Annotated in this window: 22 protein-coding genes, 1 tRNA gene and 1 riboswitch; of the genes, 9 read left to right on the plus strand and 14 right to left on the minus strand. The window is 45.5% G+C overall.

Features of this window, described 5'->3' with window-relative positions; genetic code table 11:
- Positions 1 to 219: 219 nt before the first annotated feature.
- Positions 220 to 780 (minus strand): flavin reductase family protein, encoded by a 561-nt coding sequence (locus tag MKX68_RS00590; RefSeq protein WP_249911150.1) that lies wholly within the window; start codon positions 778 to 780, stop codon positions 220 to 222.
- A gap of 230 nt (positions 781 to 1010) precedes the next feature.
- Between MKX68_RS00590 and catA the strand changes: the two genes are divergently transcribed.
- Positions 1011 to 1658 carry a type A chloramphenicol O-acetyltransferase gene (gene catA / locus MKX68_RS00595; RefSeq protein ID WP_340908356.1) on the plus strand — a complete coding sequence of 216 codons (648 nt, stop codon included), beginning with the start codon at positions 1011 to 1013 and terminating at the stop codon, positions 1656 to 1658.
- Positions 1659 to 1740: 82 nt separating this feature from the next.
- On the opposite strand, the gene MKX68_RS00600 is transcribed toward catA, so the two are convergent.
- Positions 1741 to 4380 carry an adenosylcobalamin-dependent ribonucleoside-diphosphate reductase gene (locus tag MKX68_RS00600; protein WP_340908357.1) on the minus strand — a complete coding sequence of 880 codons (2640 nt, stop codon included), beginning with the start codon at positions 4378 to 4380 and terminating at the stop codon, positions 1741 to 1743.
- Positions 4381 to 4878: 498 nt separating this feature from the next.
- Here MKX68_RS00600 and MKX68_RS00605 point away from each other — a divergent pair, with 498 nt between their 5' ends.
- The 3 genes from MKX68_RS00605 to MKX68_RS00615 all read left to right on the plus strand — a co-directional run bounded on the left by MKX68_RS00605 (position 4879) and on the right by MKX68_RS00615 (position 9000).
- Positions 4879 to 6642 carry a DEAD/DEAH box helicase gene (locus tag MKX68_RS00605; protein ID WP_339784712.1) on the plus strand — a complete coding sequence of 588 codons (1764 nt, stop codon included), beginning with the start codon at positions 4879 to 4881 and terminating at the stop codon, positions 6640 to 6642.
- Between the two features lie 3 nt (positions 6643 to 6645).
- Positions 6646 to 7839 carry a YqhG family protein gene (locus MKX68_RS00610; protein WP_340908360.1) on the plus strand — a complete coding sequence of 398 codons (1194 nt, stop codon included), beginning with the start codon at positions 6646 to 6648 and terminating at the stop codon, positions 7837 to 7839.
- A 210-nt stretch (positions 7840 to 8049) separates the two neighbouring features.
- Positions 8050 to 9000, plus strand: coding sequence for a hypothetical protein (locus MKX68_RS00615; protein WP_340908363.1), 951 nt, complete (start codon positions 8050 to 8052; stop codon positions 8998 to 9000).
- Between the two features lie 125 nt (positions 9001 to 9125).
- Here the strand turns inward: MKX68_RS00615 and MKX68_RS00620 are convergent, their stop codons facing one another.
- A complete protein-coding gene (locus tag MKX68_RS00620) occupies positions 9126 to 9344 on the minus strand; it encodes a YqzE family protein (RefSeq protein WP_091032160.1) in 219 nt (72 codons plus the stop codon).
- A gap of 194 nt (positions 9345 to 9538) precedes the next feature.
- On the opposite strand from MKX68_RS00620, the gene MKX68_RS00625 reads away from it, so the two are divergent.
- Positions 9539 to 10282: an N-acetylmuramoyl-L-alanine amidase family protein gene (locus MKX68_RS00625; protein ID WP_340908366.1), complete on the plus strand. Its 744-nt coding sequence runs from the start codon at positions 9539 to 9541 to the stop codon at positions 10280 to 10282.
- On the opposite strand, the gene MKX68_RS00630 is transcribed toward MKX68_RS00625, so the two are convergent.
- Positions 10257 to 11093, minus strand: coding sequence for a divergent polysaccharide deacetylase family protein (locus MKX68_RS00630; protein WP_340908369.1), 837 nt, complete (start codon positions 11091 to 11093; stop codon positions 10257 to 10259). The two genes, MKX68_RS00625 and MKX68_RS00630, sit on opposite strands and share 26 nt — an antisense overlap.
- A gap of 410 nt (positions 11094 to 11503) precedes the next feature.
- Between MKX68_RS00630 and MKX68_RS00635 the strand changes: the two genes are divergently transcribed.
- Entirely contained in the window at positions 11504 to 13198 is a 1695-nt protein-coding gene (locus MKX68_RS00635) for a carbohydrate-binding protein (protein WP_445671055.1), read from the plus strand.
- Positions 13199 to 13341: 143 nt separating this feature from the next.
- Here the strand turns inward: MKX68_RS00635 and MKX68_RS00640 are convergent.
- Positions 13342 to 13426, minus strand: a tRNA-Leu gene (locus MKX68_RS00640).
- Positions 13427 to 13562: 136 nt separating this feature from the next.
- Positions 13563 to 14516: a pectate lyase gene (pelA, locus tag MKX68_RS00645; protein WP_445671056.1), complete on the minus strand. Its 954-nt coding sequence runs from the start codon at positions 14514 to 14516 to the stop codon at positions 13563 to 13565.
- A 428-nt stretch (positions 14517 to 14944) separates the two neighbouring features.
- Positions 14945 to 15076, plus strand: a riboswitch (cyclic di-AMP (ydaO/yuaA leader).
- Positions 15077 to 15081: 5 nt separating this feature from the next.
- On the opposite strand from pelA, the gene MKX68_RS00650 reads away from it, so the two are divergent.
- Both MKX68_RS00650 and MKX68_RS00655 read left to right on the plus strand, forming a co-directional pair.
- Positions 15082 to 15546 carry a C40 family peptidase gene (locus MKX68_RS00650; RefSeq protein ID WP_091032168.1) on the plus strand — a complete coding sequence of 155 codons (465 nt, stop codon included), beginning with the start codon at positions 15082 to 15084 and terminating at the stop codon, positions 15544 to 15546.
- A gap of 124 nt (positions 15547 to 15670) precedes the next feature.
- Positions 15671 to 16372, plus strand: coding sequence for a hypothetical protein (locus MKX68_RS00655; RefSeq protein ID WP_340908375.1), 702 nt, complete (start codon positions 15671 to 15673; stop codon positions 16370 to 16372).
- Between the two features lie 68 nt (positions 16373 to 16440).
- Here MKX68_RS00655 and MKX68_RS00660 read toward each other — a convergent pair whose 3' ends face one another.
- The 4 genes from MKX68_RS00660 to MKX68_RS00675 all read right to left on the minus strand — a co-directional run bounded on the left by MKX68_RS00660 (position 16441) and on the right by MKX68_RS00675 (position 18258).
- Positions 16441 to 16770, minus strand: coding sequence for a carboxymuconolactone decarboxylase family protein (locus MKX68_RS00660; RefSeq protein WP_017689352.1), 330 nt, complete (start codon positions 16768 to 16770; stop codon positions 16441 to 16443).
- A gap of 141 nt (positions 16771 to 16911) precedes the next feature.
- Positions 16912 to 17130, minus strand: a complete 219-nt coding sequence (locus tag MKX68_RS00665; RefSeq protein ID WP_307413871.1) for a hypothetical protein — start codon at positions 17128 to 17130, stop codon at positions 16912 to 16914.
- A 119-nt stretch (positions 17131 to 17249) separates the two neighbouring features.
- On the minus strand, positions 17250 to 17579 hold the full coding sequence (locus tag MKX68_RS00670; RefSeq protein WP_036609615.1) for a hypothetical protein: 330 nt from the start codon (positions 17577 to 17579) through the stop codon (positions 17250 to 17252).
- A 97-nt stretch (positions 17580 to 17676) separates the two neighbouring features.
- On the minus strand, positions 17677 to 18258 hold the full coding sequence (locus tag MKX68_RS00675; protein WP_036609617.1) for a xanthine phosphoribosyltransferase: 582 nt from the start codon (positions 18256 to 18258) through the stop codon (positions 17677 to 17679).
- A 204-nt stretch (positions 18259 to 18462) separates the two neighbouring features.
- Between MKX68_RS00675 and MKX68_RS00680 the strand changes: the two genes are divergently transcribed.
- The gene (locus MKX68_RS00680; protein WP_340908381.1) at positions 18463 to 19518 is read left to right on the plus strand and encodes a YkvI family membrane protein; all 1056 of its coding nucleotides are present in this window, start codon (positions 18463 to 18465) and stop codon (positions 19516 to 19518) included.
- Positions 19519 to 19654: 136 nt separating this feature from the next.
- Here the strand turns inward: MKX68_RS00680 and MKX68_RS00685 are convergent, their stop codons facing one another.
- The 4 genes from MKX68_RS00685 to MKX68_RS00700 all read right to left on the minus strand — a co-directional run bounded on the left by MKX68_RS00685 (position 19655) and on the right by MKX68_RS00700 (position 23642).
- Positions 19655 to 20785 (minus strand): glycosyltransferase family 4 protein, encoded by a 1131-nt coding sequence (locus MKX68_RS00685; RefSeq protein WP_340908383.1) that lies wholly within the window; start codon positions 20783 to 20785, stop codon positions 19655 to 19657.
- 260 nt (positions 20786 to 21045) lie between these two features.
- Positions 21046 to 21594, minus strand: a complete 549-nt coding sequence (locus MKX68_RS00690) for a GNAT family N-acetyltransferase (protein WP_338594896.1) — start codon at positions 21592 to 21594, stop codon at positions 21046 to 21048.
- A 106-nt stretch (positions 21595 to 21700) separates the two neighbouring features.
- Positions 21701 to 22741, minus strand: a complete 1041-nt coding sequence (locus tag MKX68_RS00695) for a hypothetical protein (RefSeq protein ID WP_340908385.1) — start codon at positions 22739 to 22741, stop codon at positions 21701 to 21703.
- A gap of 97 nt (positions 22742 to 22838) precedes the next feature.
- A complete protein-coding gene (locus tag MKX68_RS00700; RefSeq protein WP_340915233.1) occupies positions 22839 to 23642 on the minus strand; it encodes a Cof-type HAD-IIB family hydrolase in 804 nt (267 codons plus the stop codon).
- Positions 23643 to 23998: the final 356 nt, after the last annotated feature.

The following is a 23998-nucleotide window of genomic DNA, read 5'->3' on the forward strand; positions in this document are numbered from 1 at the left end:
TCATACTCTAATTTTGTCGTTAAATATAGTACTTTTCATCGAGTGGCTAAAATTACCTGTCCCACTTGCGCAAACCAGCATACCCATGCACACATCGATTGAAACAATTGAATTCATAACAAAAGGCTGCCGACTTGCTCAGCAGCCAATATCCATTATAAACCTATGTCAGACCGGATTGAAAGTTTTGCTCATAATTGCTTCTTCTTGCCTAGGACCCTAGAGGTGGAACGGGTGAATCTTTTCTTCTGTCCTCGCATCCATGATCCGGTATGCTGAACGCCCTGTGTACATTGGGATTTGCAACTTCTCCAGATCAACCATTCCATTCTCCAGAAAGTACTTCTGATCCTGATATCGCTGCAACACTTCGCCTGCAATCCATTCATGGTCACCATATGTCGTAATGTCCATAACCTTGCACTCATAAGCAAAATAAGCGTCTGTCAAAATGGGTACACTTACCTTGATTCCTTCCTCATATGGAATGCCGAATCTTTTGAATTTATCCGTATCTCTTCCACTGAACGTTCCTGCAGCTTGAATCCACTCCGATCGATGACCTGGCAGGAAATGAACACCGAATACGCCGCTCTTCTCAATGAGTTCATAGGAGTATGTTTCCTTACGAAGGGAGATGCCATATACGCCTGGTGATGATCCGATGTATGTATGCCATCCGGACGCCATCACATTCTGGACTCCCTCATGACGTGAAGTCACCACCGCTACCATTCCAGGATAAGAATAAAATATGGGTTCTTCTATCGGCTGACGCATCTAATCCCCTCTCTTCTTCGTTATAAAGACAATTTTAATTATAAAGTAAAGAAGCAGGTTGAAAAAGCGTTTTGCAGAGGATTTCGCTATAAGCGACACATTCAGTCTCATGTTATACTGAGATGGTCAATTTCTAAAATACGATACTGGGAATGTGATAGGATATGGTCAAATCAGTCAAATATACCTCCTAAATGAAGGCATTATTCAAATTTAGGAGGTTATAACTTATGTTTAATTCAATCGTGTTAGATCAGTGGGATCGAAAGCCATACTTTGACCACTACTTGAATCAGGTCAGATGTACCTACAGCATAACTGCTAATCTGGATATCACTCTATTGATCAACGAACTGAAGCTTAAAGGATTGAAGTTCTATCCCGCTCTTATTCACATGATCTCTACGGTTGTCAATACACACAGGGAATTTCGAACCTGTTTTGATGCAGAGGGGAAATTGGGCTATTGGGACGAAATGTCTCCGAGTTATACGATTTTTCATGAGGACGACAAAAGTTTCTCAACGATCTGGACAGCATTCCATGAAGATTTCGAGACATTCCACATTCGTTATCTGGAAGATATGAAGAATTACAAAGATCACAAACAATTCGTTGCCAAACCCAATGAACCACCAAATACATTTCCCGTTTCCAGTATTCCTTGGGTGAACTTTACGGGATTTAATCTGAATATTTACAATGAGGGAACCTACTTGTTACCTATTTTCACGATGGGGAAATATGTTCAACAGAACGATAAAGTATATCTTCCCTTATCCGTTAAGTTACATCATGCCGTGTGCGACGGCTACCATGCCGGTGTTGTATTTAATGAATTGCAATCACTTGCAGATCGATGCCAGGATTGGTGTTAGTTAGCTAAATGACAAAAAGGCATTCCTGACTTCGTAATGGAGTCAGGAGTGCCTTTCTTTTTCTCTTTTTTTCAAGAGATATTTAATTGCATTTACTGTACCCACAGCTGCTGCATGTTTTGCATCCTTCCACATTCATCAGGGATGCCGAGCCGCATGAAGGACATAAATCTCTCGATTCGGTAAAGGTTTTCTGATCCTCCACTTGTGGATATGCGCTCTTATCTTGGTTCTGTTCTTGTAATGCTCCAGTTTCGTTCTCCTGAGCATTGCTCTGTACATGACTTTCCAATGCTTTGGCGACTGCATCAGCAATCGATTCAACCCTATTGGCTCCGAAGCCAATCGCTCCCGAACCACCGATTCCCTTGAGATGTTTGATCAACAGTTCCACCTTGTGCCCATGATCTCCGTATCGAAGGAACAGAGAGCATACTCGACCGAGTGCCTCAGCCATGGCAAACACGTCCGATCCCGCTTTGCCCACGTTCAGGAAGATCTCACCCGGCGTTCCCTCCAGATCATTGATCGTAATGTAAGCCATCCCGAATGGCGTATTGATTTTGTATGTCGCACCACGCAGTACCTGAGGACGGCTTCTATATTGTTTATCCAGCACTGTAGAAGAGGAAGGGACTTGATCGGAAGAATGCGTTCTAACACCAACCTGGCTATTGGAAGTTCCATCACTTGCCTGCCCTTCCGCATTATTCGGGTTTTCTATTGCAGATACGACTGTCTTCTCTTCAGCTTCCGCCGTGTTCTGATCTCCAGCCTTGGTCTCTTCCTTCTTCAACGTGGACAACACCTGCACATCCCTGCTGCCGTCGCGGTATATCGTTACTCCCTTGCAGCCAAGGTCGAAGGCCAGTTCGTACAGCTCAGCCGTATCCTCCACTGTAAAATCAGCCGGACAGTTGGCCGTCTTCGAGATTGAACTATCCACCCATTGCTGAATCGCAGCCTGCACCCGGATGTGATTCTCAGCCGACAAATCCATCGCCGTCACATAATAGTCTGGTAAAGCTTCACCCGGATGTTCATCCAGCCAATCTTGTGCGATCGGTACGAACTGTTCATCATAACCTAGACGGCTTTGACGGAAATACTTGAAGGCGAAATACGGCTCAATACCTGTTGATGTGCCCACCATCGTACCTGTACTTCCCGTTGGCGCCTGTGTGATCAGTGTGACATTTCGAATGCCCTGTTTACGAATGGCCTCTCCCACTTCAGGGTACGTCGCAACCATGTTTTTCATGAATCCACTCTGTAAGTACGGTTCAGCTTCGAAAGCTGGGAAAGCTCCCTTCTCTGCTGCAATCTCTGCCGATGCCAGGTAGGCCTCCTTTGCCATGAATCCATACAGTTTATCCAGAAATTCAAGGGATTCAGGACTGCCGTATCGTATACGCAGCTTAATCATCAGCTCTGCCAATCCCATCGTGCCAAGCCCAACCCGGCGTTCACGCTGCTGATTCAGTCTATTTTCCTCAAAATGATATGGTGTTGCATCGATGACATTGTCCAAAAATCTAGCCGAGATACGAGTGGTTTCCGCCAGTTCATCCCATGCCACATCATGATTTGTTTCATCGTAGAATTTGGACAGATTGATCGCAGACAGATTACATACACCCCAGCCAGGCAAACCTTGTTCCCCGCACGGATTAGTACAGATGATCGGATTGAAGTACCAGCTGTTGGACATCTGGTTATAGTACTCCATGAATACCACACCAGGCTCTGCCGATTTCCAGGCTGATTCAATAATGGTATGCCAGATTTCGCGAGCCTTCAGTGTACGATAGTGCACCACCGAATGACCTGCGGCTTTCCATTGCTGCATATCCCCGTTCCACTCGGTATCATAGTCCGGATCGTTTGTATCGGGAAAAACCAAATCCCAATCTCCATCCTGCTTGACAGCCTCCATAAATGCATTGCTCACACATACAGACAGATTGGCATTGGTCACCTGCCCCATCGTTTGTTTCACGGTAATAAAATCCAGCACATCCGGATGCCAGTCATTCATCATGAGCATGAGCGCACCCCGGCGGCTTCCGCCCTGTTCAATCAGTCCAGTCGTATAACTGAACAACCCGCCCCACGATACGGAACCGCTGGATGATCCGTTGACACCTTTCACCACCGCTCGTCGAGGACGCAAAGAGGACAAATTAATACCAACACCCCCACCACGTGCCATAATTTCCGTCATCTCGGTCAAGGTTCTCATGATGCCACCCCGACTGTCCTGCGGAGATGGAATGACATAACAATTGAAGAGTGTCAACTCATCGCTTGCCCCCGCGCCCGCAGCAATACGGCCTCCGGGTACTAACTTCCAATCTTCCAATACGGAGCGGAACTTGGACTCCCACGTTGCCCGCTGATCCGCTGTGGATTCTACAGATGCCATTGCTTTGGCAAGACGGTCCCACATCTCTTCCGGTGTTTTTTCTATGTTGAGTGTCAATTTCTCCACGTTTGTCTGGATGATCTCTCCACTTCGAATCCTTACTTGTACAAGCTGGCCCTGACGTTCTATGATTTCGCCCACTTCCTTGGTTGGGAACTTGGGATCATCCTTGGTTAATACCAATACCACATCTCCGACCTTGGCATGATTCGGATCAGCATCTTTCCAGGCGTATCGGTCCAGAAATATTTTTTCGCTAAGTCCTTCTAATTGATGCGATCGTTGGTTTGATTTCATCGCTACGTTCAACCTCCCCGAATAACGCTACATTTTCACTACAAGAGTAAATTATGATAAAACACCACATATAGTGATATAAATTCAGTATAATACACCATATATTGATTTTCCATATGACTTTTATCACAGTCCATCTTCATAGACTCCCTATACTCGGACAAGCTTCTTGTAAATAAACTGTAGTTCACATTGGTTCAACTAAACTTTTTACACAAGAACGGAGAGGACAGAAATAACCTGAAGAAGCGAAGCGTTCGCCTAAAAGCTTTCTGAAAGAAAGCTGCATCGGAAGCATACGCTAATCCCGGATTTCCCCCTCCAGAAAAGGGAATCAAAGAAATCTGGGGATAACAGCGATTGGAAGGTTGTTCTGTCATCGTAGTGTTCGTGCAAATAAAATGTAGTTCAACTTACATAGTTATGAACTGACTCTCATTCGTCCATACTATTACCTACGAATAAAACGTCATCACGTATGGCAGGGGAGGAAGCACCATGAACCGGAAGAACCCGCACCACATGAATCAACCAGTAGCCGAACTGCCCGTTCCGTTGGAATTTGATCGGAGCTGGATCAATCAGTTGGAATCACGACTGGATAAAGGAGGCCCTTGGGGGGATTATCGACTCTTCCAACTGGGCATTCAAGCCGAAGAAACCAATCTGATTCCCAATTTTGACGAGATCCAGTGTTTGAAGCATCTGCAAGGCCTTACTCCACTCCCTCACCAGATGGACACTGCTCGCAGAGTATTATTTGAAATGTCAGGCCGGGCCATTCTCGCCGATGAGGTGGGTCTTGGCAAAACCATTGAAGCCGGTCTCATTCTGAAAGAATATATGGTTCGGGGTCTCGTATCCAAGGTACTCATTCTCGTGCCAGCATCTCTTGTGTTGCAATGGGTGCGGGAGTTGAATTCGAAATTCGGCATCCCTGCTATTGCCCAGAAAAAGGCTTATTCCTGGCAGAATGAAGTGGTTGTAGCTTCCATGGATACAGCCAAACGTGACCCGCATAAAGATATGCTGCTGAATACCGATTACGACATGATTATTATTGACGAGGCTCATAAACTCAAAAACAAGAAAACAACCAACTATCAATTCATGCTGAAATTGCGCAAAAAATATTGTCTGCTGCTTACAGCTACACCTGTGCAGAACGATATGAGCGAGTTGTTCAATCTGATCAACCTGCTGAAGCCCGGTCAACTGGGTCGTCAGGGTGACTTTGCGGCCAACTTTGTTGTAGACAAGCGGGTTCCGAAAAATCAGGAACAGCTTAAGAACGAGTTATCCAAAGTCATGATTCGTAACCGTCGCGGAGAAGGCCCCGTTCAATTTACCAAACGGAATGTCTCCAACGTGAACTTGCAACTATCGCCCGAAGAACAAGCGCTGTATGATGGCGTGACTTCCTTTGTTAAAGACCAGTATCAGGAAGCTGGCGGCAATCTGAGCAGCATGCTATCCCTTGTTACATTGCAGCGGGAAGTGTGCAGCAGTCGGGATGCCGTGTTCGTGACACTGGTTAATCTGTCGAAGAAACTTCCGCTGGACTCTCCCCTTCGGGACAAAATTTGGGAACTCGTGGCCCATATTAAAGCGATCAAGGAGAATACCAAAGCGGAGAAAACGATGGAGCTGGTTCGGAACATGAATGAAAAAGTCATTATCTTCACCGAATACCGGGCCACGCAGGAGTATCTGCTAAACTATTTCCGCAACAACGGACTTACAGCTGTACCCTATCGGGGTGGCATGAATCGAGGCAAAAAAGACTGGATGATGGATCTCTTCCGCGGGCGTGTGCAGGCCATGATTGCAACCGAAGCGGGTGGCGAGGGCATTAATCTGCAATTTTGCCATCATATGATCAACTTTGATCTGCCTTGGAACCCTATGCGGGTAGAGCAGCGGATCGGTCGGGTACACCGGCTTGGACAGCAAAATGACGTGAACATCTTCAATTTATCTACAAGCGGAACCATTGAGGAACACATCTTGAATCTATTGCATGAGAAGATCAATATGTTTGAGATGGTGATCGGCGGGCTGGATGTCATTCTGGAACGGCTGGAGAAGAAGGAGTCCATTGAGAAAAGTTTGTACAAAATCATGTTGGAATCACAAAATGATGAAGATATTCGCCGTAAAATGGACTCACTTGGACAATCGCTGAACTCCATTCAACGTGAGGTTTCAGATGAAGGCCCTGCCGTATCCGGGTTGTTAGATCTTCGAAAAGGAGGCAGCTAACTCATGACCATGTCGCCCCATGAAGTGCAGGCTTATGTTCTCACCTATCTGGAAGCACTTGATTGTCAGATTATGGAGCGTTCTCCCGCCCATGTTACAGTCAAACTCTCGCCTGAGGCGGACAAAGCGTTGACCAATCGCCCCTATTATTGGGGGTTCGTGGAACGAACCGGAGCACCCGCTGAGACGATGTCCTTTACATTTATATTTGATCCTGACAGTTATCAGCAGGCCATTGAAGCAGCAGAAGCCAAAGCTGCGCAAGCATCACCTCCTGTTGTACCTAACCCTGAGGGAACAAATGGCGTAACCAATGGCAGTCCTCAAGGCGAGCCACCAAAAGAAACTATTCTAGGCCGTTACTTCGGTATTACGCCATCTCTGCCACAGCTGGGGCCAGGACGAATATTGCGTGAAGAAGTGGTATACGGTAGTCGCAGACTCCAGCAGATTTTCGGCGCAGCCCGTGAAGGCGGCGCCTTCGTAAATCTGTTCGAGCAGGCTGCCAAACGGCAATTGCGCGCTACAGCGCCAGCTGTATATGAGCCTTGGCTTGGTGTCTGTTTCAAGGTGGAATTCGCCTGTGATTTGAAACGGGAGGAATTGCATTTTCTCGGCATCTCCCTTCGCTCGGGTGAAATTATAGAGAAATTCGGCACCAAGCTGAACCGACGTGATCTTAGTCCGAGGCTGGCGGAGAACATGCATGTACAGACAGCTAAAGTTTCGTTATTTGATGCCGGAGCTGCTTTGGAATCTCATTTGACGAACCGCTTGCTGGAACTCGATTATAGCTGGGCAGAGAAAGCCCAAGAGCGGCTTGATCTGGAGCTGGACGTGTTGGACACCTATTATGAAGCGGTACTCCGAGAAGATACACCTGAGGTAGAATCACCAGGTAACGTAACCTCAGACACGGAGAATGTCCATTCTGACCGCACGCCACCTGCACAACTGAAAAAAGTTGTGGATATAAAGAACGCTAAACCCATTGGAGCAGATGTAGAACTGGCGGCAGAAGCCGCAGTACCGATCAACTCCGAGACAGATGCCGAAGAAGAGAAAGCAAAACAGGCGGTAATAGATCGTGAAGCTATGAAACTGCAGTATGAGACACGCCGGACCGAGATGATCTGGCAATATGAACCCAAAGTGAAAGTGACTGCCATTAGCAGCGGCATGTTTCACTTAAGATAGACGAAGACACTACTTTTCCTGCAAATGCTGGCAAAAGTAGTGTTTATTCATGATCAGCTGCCCGACAGGTTGCGGCAACCTTTGCATAGCCTGTCCCCTAGAATGAAACTAGAACCCGCTCAGGTAACGGATAAATGAAAAGTAGGTGTAAATTTGAAACGATTCTTTCATACATGTTGGAACAACGCTCGGAAAACAACCTGTATAACCTTGGGCTTGCTCAGTTGTCTTGCCCTGTTCTCTTTTTGGTCGATAGCCAATGCAGAGGAACAAAAAACGTCTTCGCTATCCCCCGCATCATCAACAGAGTATAGCCCCGAACATCATGGCATTCAGAATGAAAAGCTAGCTCCCGCTGCTGTGCAACGGTTTGCAGAGCAACAAGCTGTTACACTTGGTACAGTGAACGGCGAAGCGCATTGGAAGAACGCCGATCTGGATTTCTACCCTCTGGGTCCAGGTACACATAGCTGGCTCGTACAAGCTGAGTTTGAAGGCAACCCTATCGGATATATGATTATTACAGCCACAGAGCAGGGTCAGATGATGCTTAGTGAATATGGTCATGGAGAACAGTCACCATACAACAATGAACTTCTTGGACAAGCCTTGGATCGGCAACATGTGAACCTTGAGGCATTACTTGCTGGCGGAGGAGAGCTTCATCTTGGTTATGCTCTTCCCCTGCTGGCTTATTGGAAAGTGGAGCAACCTAATCATCCTGCACTTTATATTGATGCTACGAACGGAGATGTACTGCCGTCAGAGTTCCTAAACCTGCTGGAGGCTGATTCCAAAAAGAACTCTGCCAGCATAACTGATTTATCCACAACGCCATCTTTATCAGTCGATCCACTTCATCTCCGACCCGTCTTCAATCCGGCTGACAATCTGTTGTGGATTACCTCCAAGCCTGTTGCTGCCGACCGGGCACAAGATGTGATACAACACGGGGAGAATCAAGAGATTGTTTTCTCAGCGGATGATCGTAACGTCGTATACGGCGGTCCTCTACCCGTTAGCGGTTATCAGCTGTGGCACACAGATCAGGAAGCAGAGTCCATTCTATATGTAGCGTTAGGCGGAAAATCATCCATTCAACGCTTTGTCCCTTTGAGCACATTGCAGCAAGATGGCCATTTTTACATCGTAAATCCTTGATTATCAGCAAAATCTTAAGATACAGTACAGTCAGATAACCTGTTAAACAACAAATAAGACGCCTTCCCATTTTATTAAGGGATTGCGTCTTTTGGTTTTACATTAGTGAAATAGGTAAGCGATAGTCACCCTTTACCCGAAGAACTTCGTTTATGGGACTGTGTATCGAATTCTTTTTCCTTTTTCCCCACCCACAGGGATACAGCGAAAGGGATCATACCAAACCACTTCATCGCCCACGGCTCTTTCCTTTTGGTGCGACCTTTCCGCTCTTCCTTCGGCGTATCAATATAATGAACAACACGCTGCGTAATATATTTTACCAATTCATCACTTTTGGCCATAATTCTGCCTCCTTCGCTCCTGCACATTCGCGGAGCTTACGATAGTTCTATTGTGTGCAGGATGTCTACTGGTTAAACATTTTTTTATTGAAAGGAGTATGAAAAACCTCAGAATGCACAGTCTAATGCCAAAGGTATCCATAGAGTCATTAATCTGCATTCGATACCTATTTCATTAAGGAGTGTGTATTCCCATGTATAAGCTGCTGACCGCTTCGGTAGCCTTGCTACTAAGCTTCCATTGCCTACCCATGCTGCCCCATGTCGCTTATGGAAAAGCAGCCCCGTCCCAGAACAGTCCATCCATGCTGCCGGTGACCGATGGAGATGCTTATCGCTCAAGTCATCATGCCTTTGCAGCACCCGTTATCCTGCTCGATGTAGGCCATGGCGGTATTGACGGTGGTACATCAGCCCAAGGTGTGCTGGAAAAAGATATCAACCTGGCCATTAGCGAAAAGGTCTATCTCCTGCTTCGCAGCAAAGGTTATGCCGTTATCATCAATCGACTTGGTGATTATGCACTTAGTGATGAGAACCGCTGGCTGAACAGCCGCTCCCGTCATACCAGGGATCTTGCCCAACGTAAAAGCCTTAGCGAAGAAGTAAGTACAGATATTGTGGTCAGCATCCATGCGAACTGGAGTCCCCGATCGGCCGCACACGGCCCGGTGGTATTGCACCAGAAAGAAGGCAGGAGTTATTTGCTGGGCCAATCCATTCAGGACGCTATGAACAAGTTGTACGGAACGGAGCACGGGGTCGTATGGGGCAAGCCCTTTTATTTATTGAATTACGTGAAGCAACCTGCCGTCATCGTCGAAACTGGATTTTTGAGCAATGCGGCAGATCGAGCCAGAATGAGTGACCCCGCTGAGCAAAAACGAATCGCCCAATCTATTGCCAACGGCATTATTTATTATCTGTCGGTAGTGTAGGAGCAGAATGCCATTGCCACACATCTCGAACCAGATCACCGATTCCTACAAATTGAACCTGATTTTGCAGACGGGAGACGGATTCACGAATCACTGCGGATGTGTTCATTCCCGTTTGACCGACATGACCAATGACAACACAGATATCCTTGTCGATTGCACGCTGAGCTGCCAGATCCATTTGCTTGCGAATATGTTGCTTCGAGTTTTGATCATCCAGGAAAATGTCATTACCTACAGGTGGCATATTTTTGGATATGGCCAGTTCCCCCACCACCGAGCGAAAGTTCGTACGGCTGTCCACAAAGAAAAGGCCCCGCTCCTTGCATACATCGAGCACAATGGACATGATGCGTTTGTCTGAAGTAATTTTGGAACCCATATGATTGTTCATGCCAATTGCGTGGGGCACATCATCAATCGCTTTCTCCACTCGTGAGCGGACTTCTTCATCTGTTAGATTGGATGTGATTGCACCAGGGCCCAGCCATTCAGGTCGTCCTTTCTTGGGTTCCATGGGCATGTGCACAATCACATCCATCCCCTTTTCATGTGCAGCCATCGCATCTTTCTTCGTTGTTGGCAAAAAAGGCATGACCGCTACCGTTAGTTTAACTGGCATCGCCAAGATCTCTGCCGTACCCTTCATGTCATTACCAACATCATCGATGATAATCGCTAACCGTTTGTGATTCGATGTAGACTCTGAAGCTGCCGCTGTAGGCCCTCCTGCCGATATGCCTGCGCAAAACACAATCAAAAATGCCATGATACCTGCAATGAATCGATAAATCTTTCTCTGTACCTTCATCATGATTCCCTCCCAGTAACTTCTGTGATCTCATTGTTTGATAATGAAGGGAGGAATATGTAAGCCAAAGCCTTCCTTAATAACAATATCCCCGCCATTGGAGACCTCTATCTCAAGCTAAGCCCCCCATCATTCCAGTTTTCCTTTTGCAATCAGACAAGAACTGTCATTGAATAGTTAGAAAATAGAGATTAATTAGAAAAAATACTGTAATTTGTCAGGTTTTCAGTTTAGGAATTATTTAGTAGAATCAACAAATGAAAGAGGTTCTATGCTTCATTTCTATCCTATGATTTATGGAAGGAGGTTTTGAAAGGGTTTACATAAAATAAATGCCAGTCAATCCGCTATTCTTGTTTGTTTTCCTGGTCGCGGTTTCTCTATGTAACCATTTACCATTATCGAGGAGGATGAAAGTAGTGAAATTCAAATTCAAAAAGACGATCAATGTTTTATTGGCCTGCTTAACAGCTCTGCCCCTCATGTTAAGTCCTACACAAGTTTCGGCGGCAAGTGATGCCAACATTAATTTGTCCTCAGAAAAACAACTGATCAAGGGCTTTGGGGGCATTAACCTTCCTGCCTGGATTGGTGATCTGACTCCCGCTCAACGTGAAACTGCATTTGGTAATGACCAGAATCAGTTAGGCTTTTCAATTCTCAGGATCTACGTCGATCCAGATTCTAATAACTGGTATCGTGAAGTTGCCACAGCCAAACGGGCTATTGAAAAAGGGGCTATCGTATTTGCATCCCCATGGAATCCTCCAAGCAGCATGGTTGAAACATTCAACCGCAATGGGGACACCAATGCCAAACGTCTGAAATACGACAAATATGCCGCATATGCGCAACATCTGAACGACTTTGTAACCTACATGAAAAATAACGGCGTAGATCTGTATGCCATTTCTGTGCAAAATGAACCGGATTATGCTCATGACTGGACCTGGTGGACTCCACAAGAGATCCTTCGCTTCATGAAAGAAAATGCCGGGTCCATTCAAGGTACTAAGGTCATGGCGCCTGAATCGTTCCAGTACTTAAAGAACATATCCGACCCAATCCTGAATGATCCGCAGGCACTTGCCAACATGGACATTCTGGGAGCACATACGTACGGAACCCAAATTTCGAACTTTGCCTACCCTCTCTTTAAGCAAAAAGGAGCCGGTAAAGAACTGTGGATGACTGAGGTGTATGTTCCGAACAGTGACAACAACTCAGCTGACCGCTGGCCTGAAGCACTGGAGGTTTCCTATCACATGCACAATGCCATGGTAGAAGGTGATTTCCAGGCTTATGTGTGGTGGTACATTCGCAGACAGTATGGTCCGATGAAAGAGGACGGTACCATAAGCAAACGCGGGTATAATATGGCCCATTTCTCCAAATTTGTACGCCCTGGCTATCTCAGAGTGGATGCAACCAAGAACCCGGATACAAACACATTTGTTTCTGCATACAAAGGTGATAACAAAGTTGTCGTCGTGGCAATTAACCGTGGAACTTCAGCCACAAGCCAAAAATTCGTTCTGCAGAATGGTAATGCCTCCACTGTGTCCTCATGGATTACGGACAGCAGTCGAAACCTGGCAAGCGGAACCCTGCTTACCGTATCCAATGGAGCCTTCACGGCACAGCTCCCGCCTCAGAGCGTAACAACATTTGTTGCCAACATTACTGGCGGAAATAGCGGCGGGAATACAGGCAGTGGCACTACGTATGAAGCTGAGACCGGAACATCACTTACGGAAGCTGCCATTGAAACAATCTACCCCGGTTACACTGGCTCCGGGTATGTTAACTTCAATGCGATGACTGGTTCAGCCATTCAATGGAACGGCATTAATAATGCTACAACAGGTACCAAAAACGTAAAGTTTCGTTATGCGCTGGAAAGTGGAACACGGAACCTCGACATTTTTGTTAACGGAACCAAAGTTATCAGCAACGAGCCCTTTCCGGCTACGGGAAGCTGGTCCACTTGGGTTGAAAAAACAATACAGGTCCCCATGAACACGGGGACCAATACATTGAAAGTGGTTACCACCGGATCGGAAGGACCGAATATTGACAGCATTAATGTTACCGCAGCGCAATAAACGTTCCTTAGGGTGATGGAAGACATTTGCTGTACATGCAGCTAAGCACTAACCTCTTGGATACTCAAGTCTAAAGTTAGTGTTATATCAAAAAATGCAAAAAAGACTCCTTAAGCGTTAGCTTAAGGAGTCTTTTTGTTAGATGCGGTCGAGAGGACTCGAACCTCCACGGGGGGTTAGCCCACACGGACCTGAACCGTGCGCGTCTGCCAATTCCGCCACGACCGCATATTGTATCTCCGCCATCAATATCGGCGACAAGAAATAATATATCATGCGGAATCTATCATGTCAACACTGAAAATAATAACAATAAAACCCGAACCAGACGTCCATCGATTCGGGCTTTACCTTTAACTACAAATTAAAGCTTGGAAGGCCAGTTGCCATACCATGCATAACCGCCTCTTCTTTCTTTATCAATATCACTTAATTTGTATTTAACTACCCCGTCGCGACCAATAAAGATTGGTTTATCTGTTCCGATCTCATAGAAGCGTGCCCAAATCGGTGCAGCTTTGGAATCAGCAATAATTTTACTATCTCCATTAGCTCTTTCATACTTGTAACCCGTAATTTTCACCTTGTTAAACCAAGCCTCCGCTCCTTTAATGGATGCTGTGATTTTAGAGTTAGCAGGTCTCGTTTTCAGGAATTTAACGATTGTTACACTTTCTCCAGCTGTCAGCGATGGCACTTCGTAGATTCTTGCGCTCGCTGGTTTAAGGGAACTGGAATCATGTTGTTGTCCCCATGCTGTCAGCTTACCACCTGAAACGACTTGTGTATTCAGAATCGCCTCCACACCTTTGGCAACTGAATTTTTACTGCGGTTAGCAAGTGTGCTGTCGATAAACGAGAAATCACCTTTGCGTGTCGCTACTTCATCGAGCATGATCATTACATTAATCATGGCATCATCATTGTAGGTAATATGTTTGTGATATCCGGAGCTTTGGTAGACTTGTGGCCATCCGCCGTTTGAATACTGCATGTTGATCAAAAAGTTAATTCCTTTGATTGCAGCTGTGGAGTATCGCGGATCATTCGTCTTTTTGAATTCCTTCGCCAATCTTCTAATTTCTGAGTATGTAGCCTTGTTGTCTATCGTGGACTTCGCCCACTCTCCACTTGTCTGTTTATAATCTTTTCTCCAACCTCCATCCGGCAGCTGGTTCTTCAAAATATCAGAAATACTCGCTGTAGTACCCGATGCATCCGCAGCAGATACCGTCCCTACAGGGAGAACTGCCATTCCAACTGCTGAGAACACCATCGTACATGCCAGGACAAAAGTAATTATTTTCTTCGCTTTCAAATGTAACACTCTCCTATGTTCGTTTTTATAAATCTGCCACTTCTACTTTACCTATGATAAGTGTCCCCAAACCTCCTTTATTTGTATTTATCGCATAATAAAATCAATTTTAATCCAATATGTGGATTGGATATTCAGATAATATGCAAAAAATCGATTTTTGTCAATATATGCAACTTAATGAATATAATATCTCTAATTCTACATAACGGAATAGTTCTTTTAACTCATGACAAACCTATTTATTTATCCAAATTCGTCTTAAGCGAATCAATAATGACGTTTTTGTCATGAATGATACCCAAACTTGATCCCTTCTTTCATATAAAAACCTTAATTCCGCTAACATTGAGGTATTACGAAGGGTTTTAAATGGGTTTGACAATTACGCATTTATGCAATATAGTTTCAAATAGTTACAAAAACTTAATTATTCATTGCCGAGTTTCATGTTTGAAAACGGGGGAACCAATTTGGGTGAATTATTCTTATACATAGGAAATATAGGGAACCTTCTACCGAACCCTTAGCTAACTCCGTAGGCATCGAAGGGAGAACATTGATTTTGAAAAAACTGATTATCTCCATTTTTGGAGCAGCTGTATTATTTACATCCGGGGCAACAAGCACAGAGGCAAGCAGTATCAACTCCGTAGTGAACAACATGACAGGTATTCCTTACAAATGGGGTGGCACGACTGTAGCCGGCTTTGACTGTTCTGGTTTTATGAGATATCTTTTCAACAAATACAGCATTGAATTGCCACGTACTTCTCAGCAGCAAGCCAAAGCAGGTACTCCGGTAGCCAAAAGCAATGTTCGGACAGGTGATCTGGTGTTCTTTAATACAACAGGCAAAGGCATTTCACATACAGGTGTATATATCGGCGGCGGACAATTCGCTCATGCCTCCAGCAGTAAAGGTGTAAGCATCACAAAGTTATCGAATCCATACTTCAATGACCGCTATGTAACAGCACGTCGGGTAACTGGACAGTTTATGTATGATAAAATGTTAGGTAAAATGTAATTCACATACAAAAAGGCATCGGTTATTAACCGAATGCCTTTTTTGTTTAACCATTTTTTGTCTTCAACTACTTTCTTAAACAATGTAAAATGTTTTAGGAAATAAAAGGAGATGAGGAGAACAATTGAAAAAGTTAATGTTTGTTTTAAGTTTTGCTATTTTAGTAATAGGTAGTTTAGGATGCAGTAGTGAGAACGAAAAAGATTTTAGAGATGTTTCATGGGGTACCAAGATCGACAAAGTCATTTCAACTGAAGAAAAGAAAGGTAACTCAGGTTATGAAGAGGACGTACATAATGAACATGAGAAAAGTATCGAATATTCTAATCTTGTAGTTCTGGGTAAGAAAGCAGATGCTAAATACGTTTTCACTGATTTATTAGACAATGATAGCATTCTGGAAATGATGGAAGAAGGAAAGGAATTATCAGAGGAATTAAATAACCCCAATACAACAGAAACAAGGAAAGAAGAGATATACAAAATAATGGACCAGCGCCTTGAAGAAATGGAAAATGCAGCAGATGAATATCCATTAGATGACTTCTTGCTCCACGAGGCCACATATTATTTTGGCATGTTAAATAGTCAGGATTCTGATGAAATTCTGGAAGAGCTAACGAATAAATATGGTCAGCCTGGAAGCAAGACCTTCGATAATTCCATTATATATCTCTGGGATACTGATCGCTCTAAGATTGAATTTCGTCCTGAACGGTACTCCACAATAAACTATACAGCAAACTACTCCGTTATGGAGAAATTTGCTGATGTGGACAAGTATAATAAAAAAGCAAACAGTAAAGAAAGTAAAAACGATCTTTAAAAAACAGGGTTATACTCCCATATTGAAGGGAAGTATAACCCTGTTACTTTTTCACAATGTTTTTTATATTAATGTAGCGCCTTCTGCACTCGCATCGCGCCCTGAGACAGAGCATGTCCGCCTCCTACAGCTCCGGCCACGGCTACGGTCTCCATGATCTCCTGATCTGTAGCGCCCTTGGCACGGGCTTCTTCTACATGGTAGAAAGTACATACCTCATTGTTGGCAAACAATCCAATGCCGAGCGCAATGAGCTGTTTTGTCTTGGCATCAATCACGCCAGGTTGGAAACATTCTCCCGTAAACTCATGATATGACTTCACCACACCTGGCAGTACATCGCTTAATGCTCCAATCTGATCCTTGTAGGCATGAACTTTATCATTCATCAATGTCATGGCTTGTAGCACACCCTCTCGGCTATAGTTACAGATCTTCCTCACTGTACCTATCTTCTCTCCCGAGTGAGTCAATTATGCCAACAAATCATGGTAATTCTAAACATTTAACGCTCATGGCTCTGCCATAATTATAAACTGTTACTCACTAAGTGGACTCTGGCGCGGCTCGCTGAACAGCTGATATCGGTAACCGCGATCCAGCTTGACGACACGTCGATTCTGACGACGGATAAGTACCTGCTCGCCATCCCAGGCAACAACAATCCCGGTTACATCGTTAGATTCCAGCTCGTCCCGTACTACTCTTACTTTCTCACCTGACAGACGCAGGGCGTCCAGTTCTGTATCACTGATCATCTTCATGGCTCCTATATTCCAAATTTATTTACAAAAAGAGACCTAAATGAAATGTCATTTAGGTCTCACGTGACTGTATTGGACTGTCATGTCATTCGAAATTATGTCCCGACTGAAAGTTACCGCTGCGCGTGCTCTTTGCTGTCGTTCTTCTCGAACCAAAAATCAAGCACTTTGGCGGACATCACACGTTCTTCAAGGTACTCCACTTGATGCGGTGTAAATTGTTCTTTCCAAGAGAAGGACAACTCTTCGCACAAGCCTACAATCGTCAGTAATTCTGACCAGGCAACATAGCGTTTGTACCAGAAAAATTGAGGATGTTCAATCATATAGGGATAAAGGTCATCGAATTCCGTATGTTTACAATCCAGGGCACGTTCAAAATGAACTTTCGATTCCGCCAGCTTATCATTGAAAAATTGTTCTGTTGCCGGTTGGTTCCCCATGGTGTTGCCTCCTCTCCCTAACATAATCCCATTATAAATGAAATCCGCGGTCATGCAAAGGCATAGTTCAAAAAATAGGCCCTATTCCTTTAAAATGTCACATTTCGTTATCGTCAAATTGTACCGTACCATCGTTCAGGGAACGAATGCGTACCAAGGCTTCCACCGGAATACCCTGTTCACGAATCGTGCGTGCCCCTGCCTGGAAACTTTTCTCGACCACAACACCGAATCCGACGAGTTCCGCACCGGAACGCTCGATAATTTTGATGACGCCACGAGCGGCATCTCCATTGGCAATGATATCATCAATGAACAAAATACGGTCATTCTCATGAATGAACTCGCGGGATACCATAATGTCAGTTACAATTCCTTTAGTAAAGGACGGTACACGTTCACAGTAAGCATCAGGATCAGCCAGAAGTGTTTTTTTGCGACGGGCGAATACAAGGGGCACCCCAAGTTCATAGGCTGCGGCAAAAGCAACCGGAATCCCTGAGGATTCTACCGTGATTACCCGAGTCACTCCACTTTCACGAAAACGGGCAGCGAACTCACGTCCCATCTCCATCGTTAATGCAGGATCAATCTGGTGGTTCAACAGACCATCCAGCTTTAATACTTGATCCGAGATAACCACACCTTCTTGTAAAATTCGTTGTTTCAATAATTCCATGATTTGACCTCCCAAGCCTATCCTATGAGGTAAAAGTATCATATATCTATCTATAAGTTCAAGCGAAATTGCCTGGGCGCTGTCCTTGAGACGCAATTCAAGCCAAAGCTCATTATCGATTGTCATGACTTTCGTGGGTCAAGCATACCTTGTACCATGGTACCCGCATGTCCAAACTATACAGGGGCCTGAGAGGGGAAACACATGAAACAGGCATTTCGGGTGCTGCAGATCGCATTTACATACATCGGAACGGTTGTCGGAGCCGGCTTCGCTACAGGGCAGGAAATTTTGCAGTTTTTTACCCAGTATGGCAAATGGGCCACCATCACCATAGGCTTATCCACCATGCTCTTTGTCTGGTTAGGTACCAAAATGATGCTGATCGCTCACGATACCGGGTCCCGCTCTTATGAGGATCTGAACAAACATTTATTCGGCCTCAAGGCGGGAAAATGGATCACCTGGGTGACCCTTCTCATTCTCATTGGCGTGAACAGTGTCATGCTTGCCGGAGCAGGTTCCGTTTTTGTCGAACATCTGGGTTTGCATTATCAGACAGGTCTGATCGTCACACTTGTAGGGACATATCTGCTTCTCGGTCGAGGCATTCAGGCCATCCTACAAATGAATAGCATCGTCGTGCCCATGATGCTCCTGTTATCTCTGCTCATGATCACCAGTACCATCCATCATCCAGGCGCTTCCCGATTCATCACACTGACGACAGACTCAAACCCTATTCAAGTGTGGCTGTCTCCATTGTTGTATACTTCATTCAATCTGGTGTTGGCTCAAGCTGTTCTTGTGCCTGTAGGTAACCAGATTCGTAGTCGGAGTGTGCTGAAATGGGGCGGAGTATTGGGTGGAATTGGTGTTGGTTTCATGCTGATGGCAGCTCATTTTGCCATGTCAGCTCAGATGCCCGGCATCATTCAATTCGAAATCCCGATGGGTAGCATTGCCTTTCAACTTGGATGGGCAGTGCAATCTGTATATGTATCCCTTATTTTCATGGAAATATTCAGTACCTTTGTAGCCGATATCTATGGAATGACCTTGCAACTCAGACAACATATACGCGTCCATCCCCGTTTCATTACATTAACCATTATGCTGTTGTGTTACTCACTCAGTCAGTTTGGATTCAGTTCCCTGCTGTCCATCCTTTACCCCATCTTTGGAAGTATGGCATTAATCTGGGCTGCCAAATTGGTACTGAACCGCTGGGGCACCTTTCGTAAACGCAACAATATATAAAATCTCACGGTCCATGTAATTCATGAATATGAGCATCCGTTTGCCTTATAACTACAAGTCACCGCGGGTACTCTTTCGTTAAACATGACAAAAAGCCGCTGTTTATCACAGCGGCTCGCACTTTTCGCTCTACATATTAGGCTTGGCTAGGAAACTGTAGATACATCTTTTTCAACTCATTGACCGATCTGCCGAGCGAGTAATGTGTCTTGGCTTTTTCACACGCTGAACGGGCAAGTTCATAACGATAAGCCGGGTCCAGCATCACCTTTTCAAGTGCTTCAGCCAGTGCAGAAGGATCTTCTGCCGGTACAAGCAACCCATTGCTGCCGTTCTCGATCTGTTCCGGTATACCACCTACATCCGTACCCACAAGGGCAAGACAACTCAGCGCCGCTTCAGCGAAGACGGAACCAAATGCTTCTGCCCGTGAAGGAAGTACAAAAATATCAAAGAATGGCATGAATTCCTCAGGGTGCAGTGTGTAACCATAGAAAATGGTCTCATTATAGATGCCCAATCGCTGCGCCAATTCTTCCAAATCAGGACGAATTGGTCCATCTCCAATAATATGTAACACATAATCATGACCTCGGCCCTTCAGTTCCGCACAAGCTTTGAAAAGAATATCCAACCCTTTCGCCGGAACAAGCCGACATACCGTGACCAGTTGTGGTATCGCATTATCATGAGGGATCGGCTTAAACCGCTTCTCATCAAATCCATTGGGAATCACACCGATGACATCAGGTTCCTTCACGTAGGGAGCCAGATAACGACGGAACGAATCTGACACCGTCAAGAGACGCTCTGCCTGGTGTTCCAGCTCACCATATATCGCAAGCAGGAATCGATGCTCGGGTCCATCCGTTTCAATGCGTCCATTAAGGATTAATTCTCGTTCATAACTGGAGTGAATCGTCTGAATGAGGGGTGTATCCGGGAAAACCGTTTTCATCGCAAGTCCTGCAATTGGGTGGTGGGCATGGATCAGATCATAGGGCTTCTGAATACGCAGTTTGGTCCACCATAGATAATCACGATAAGTTTGAATATATTTTTGGACAACAGGACTATCCTGATATTCCGTCCAGTCAAACGTTTCGAACTGAACTTCCTCTCTGCCCTTGTTGCGAATTCGCTTTGGCAACGAGAACAGATCCATTTCCCACCTCGGGGTTGTAAATCTCTCTTGCATATACGGAATCATAGAGGATACACCTCCGGGCTGCTCCGGAGGAAAGAAAAGCGCCTGCAGCAATCTCACCGTTAGTTTCCCCCTTTCTAACTTACGTACTGATCTACTATCCATTATGACATAGGGAAGCCGGAACATCTATATTACGTAAGATACTGCAAACTTTTGGCTATTTAAACAGCTCAATCAAAGCTAAACTGACCAAGCTTTTGTCAATAACTCGTATATACAACATATTCATGAAACGTGCCCCTCAGAAGCAAAAGCTTTAATTCAGCAGTTAACCGCTCGCGTTTGTTGTCATCATATTCATTGGGTAGTCAGAATTCTCAGCTCAGTAGCTCCACGGGCTTCTCATATGTACTGTAACCATCGGTCTCTCCCAAAAAAGTATATCCGTTCCGCGCGTAAAAGGCGTTCAACGTAGCATTGCTCGCTCCGCAATCTAACCGAACAGTATGTTTGCCTTCAAAATGTATGCCACTGCTAGACCATTGCAAAATGGACCGTCCCAGACCGCTCTGAGCATATTTTCTTCGAATCGCTAGCCGATGCAGATAAATTGCACCATCCTCGGCATGAGCTTTTGAACCCCAAAGATGAATATCCCAAGGGCTTGGCTGAACCAAAAGGATGACCATCCCCGCTACGTCCGCTCCTTTTTTAAATACAAACACATCCCCACGCCGAATCGCCCCTGCCGTATCATGTGAATCTTCACCTTTAAGCAAAGCATTCCATTGGGAAGAACCTTGGCTTTGTAACCATTCGGCTGTCTCCACCAGCAGGGACATCACATCCTCCGTGTCTTCCGGCTTCGCCTGAACCGCTTGAAAACCATCGTTAATATATTCGCTACTAATCTTGAATGAGTGCATCATTGTTCTCCTCCGCTTCCTGATCTCTTTTAAACTAATGGTACTATACCGGGAAATGGATTTTTCGTCAAAATAAGAACAAAAAAAGGTAAAAGGCAGCTGCCTTTTACCCATCTATTCTGGCTTCATCAATAATCTGATTTCGATACAACATCGTAAGGTGCAGAGTATCAAACTCCATTTCCTTGTCCAACTCCTGCATCAACACTTCGACCAGGCTCTTTCGCTGAATACTGGTACCAGGAACCTCGTAATCAATGTATCCCGTCAGATCGGAATGAGAAGTGTCTATTGTTGCTGTTCCCACAGGCAATCCACCTCGTTCCTGAAGAAACAGCTCATATACCCGGAACTCCCGATCCTTACGCTTTAGCATGACATAACATGTTTCTTCAGCAGCTTCCAACTCATCCAGATCCGATTCATCGGTATCCTCAAATTCCTCGGAGAAATCGCGATGTACCCACTCTAGCGTTTCGAGTTCGTTGCCCTGATGCCACATGCGAATCGTAATCGTATCGATGACATCTTCATCCAGCTCTCTGACCAGCAACTCTGCCGCAGCTTCCAATTGATTCTCTTCCGGCTCGTCATACCAGTGTATTTCACCTTGTACATCAGCGCCATATTGTTTTAAGGAAGCTTCTGCTAGTTCCTGCCCTTCTACATCATTGAAAATATACGTCGATATGCTGCGTCCTGCGCTTACCATTTCCATCTCCAGAACCTGATCCCGATCTTCATATGTAAACGATTCGGCTTGTGAAACAGGGATTACCTTACTTCCACTGCTACCTATATCGTCATAGCTGCCTTCGTCATGATTCCTCTCTTCAGACGGCCACACTGTCTCTGACTCAGGCATATGCAGAACCGTATGTAATGAGCCACAACTAACCAGCACTTCATAATACGCAGCTTCCAACGCATCTGCAAGAGATCGAACATAGGCATGCACTTTTTCCACGATACGTTGCTCTGTATCATCTGGCAGAGACTCCTGCTCGATCTGAAGACTACCTGATAAACGATCTCCTTCTCTGTACACAAGGAAAAGTGAGCCTGCATATTGACCATTGACCATCACGTCCTGTACTTCTCCACCTGATGTCCGCAGGTCTGCAACCAATTCCACATCATATTTCATCACGCGTCCTCCTCCATTCCTAATGTTATTCTCTTAGGATGCCCCTGAGGACGGTAGATTATGAGGGAAGCGTGCATTTCAAATATTAGATGTAAGGTTAGACGGATAAGACATATTTTTGGATCGCATGTGCCACACCCTGCTCGTTATTCGAGAGTGTAACCTCGTCCGCAGCAGCTTTCACCTCGTCCGGTGAGTTATCCATGGCAATGCCTTTGCCCGCAAAGGCCAGCATCGTAATATCATTGAAGTAGTTACCAATCGCCATGATCTCCGAAGGCAAGATTCCCTTCGATTCGGCAAGCCTTTTAAGCGCAGCGCCTTTGGACGCTTCGGGATGCATCAGATCAATAAAAAAGTCACCACTCCGTGTCATATAATAAGGCAGATTCCAGGTAGACCATTCCTGAAGTACTGCATCCATCTGTTCAATCGGACCAAATGCAGTGAACTTCGCCAGCGGTTCTGTCATATCAACCCACTTGGGTAACTCCAGTGGCTCGGCCATAAAGTTGTAATACATCTCACGCACCTGCAAACCCAAACCTTCCGGTTGATCCACATATAGACCAAATGCCGTATTGATGTCAAAATGTACTCCATTGGCTCGACAGTACGATATGATCGGCTCTAGTCCTTGTCCATCTAATGCAAAATGATGAACCACCTCACGGGTATCCACTTGCGCCGTTACGGCACCATTATGTGTAATCACATATCCATCCAGTCCCATCTGCTCCATAAAAGGAATCGTGTTGGCAGGACCTCTACCTGAACACAGAACGATCTCTGCTCCCTGACGGGAAGCTTGGATCAAGGTCTCCTGAGTCCATTCGGTTAGTTCATGATGATCATTCAGCAGTGTTCCATCTACATCAAGTGCAATTAATTTATAGGTCATTCTAGCTTCATCCTCATCTGTTAGTAGTCGCACCCACCCAAACCCTCCCTTCCGAGGGAGGACCCCAGAGGGCTCTGCCCTCTGGACTCCCGTCTTGCTCAACGGTGTTAGGTCGGGTCTTGCTATGTCACGGTTGGCGTAGGAACGCTTGTTGCCGGGCACACCGCTGGTTAGCGGCGCTCCCGCCCAAGCTTAACCGGGACCATTACGGGCAAGGCTTCGCTTTCTGCCCGGCTCCCTGCTTCACTTCGTGAAGCAGGGAGCTCTCTCGCCTTCGGCGTTTAGTATCAGGGCTTCGCTTTCCTCCACAGCTCCCTGCTTCACTTCGTGAAGCAGGAAGCTCTCTCGCCTTCGGC

Origin of the sequence: Paenibacillus sp. FSL M8-0212 (assembly GCF_038004645.1) — a bacterium.
GTDB lineage: Bacteria > Bacillota > Bacilli > Paenibacillales > Paenibacillaceae > Paenibacillus.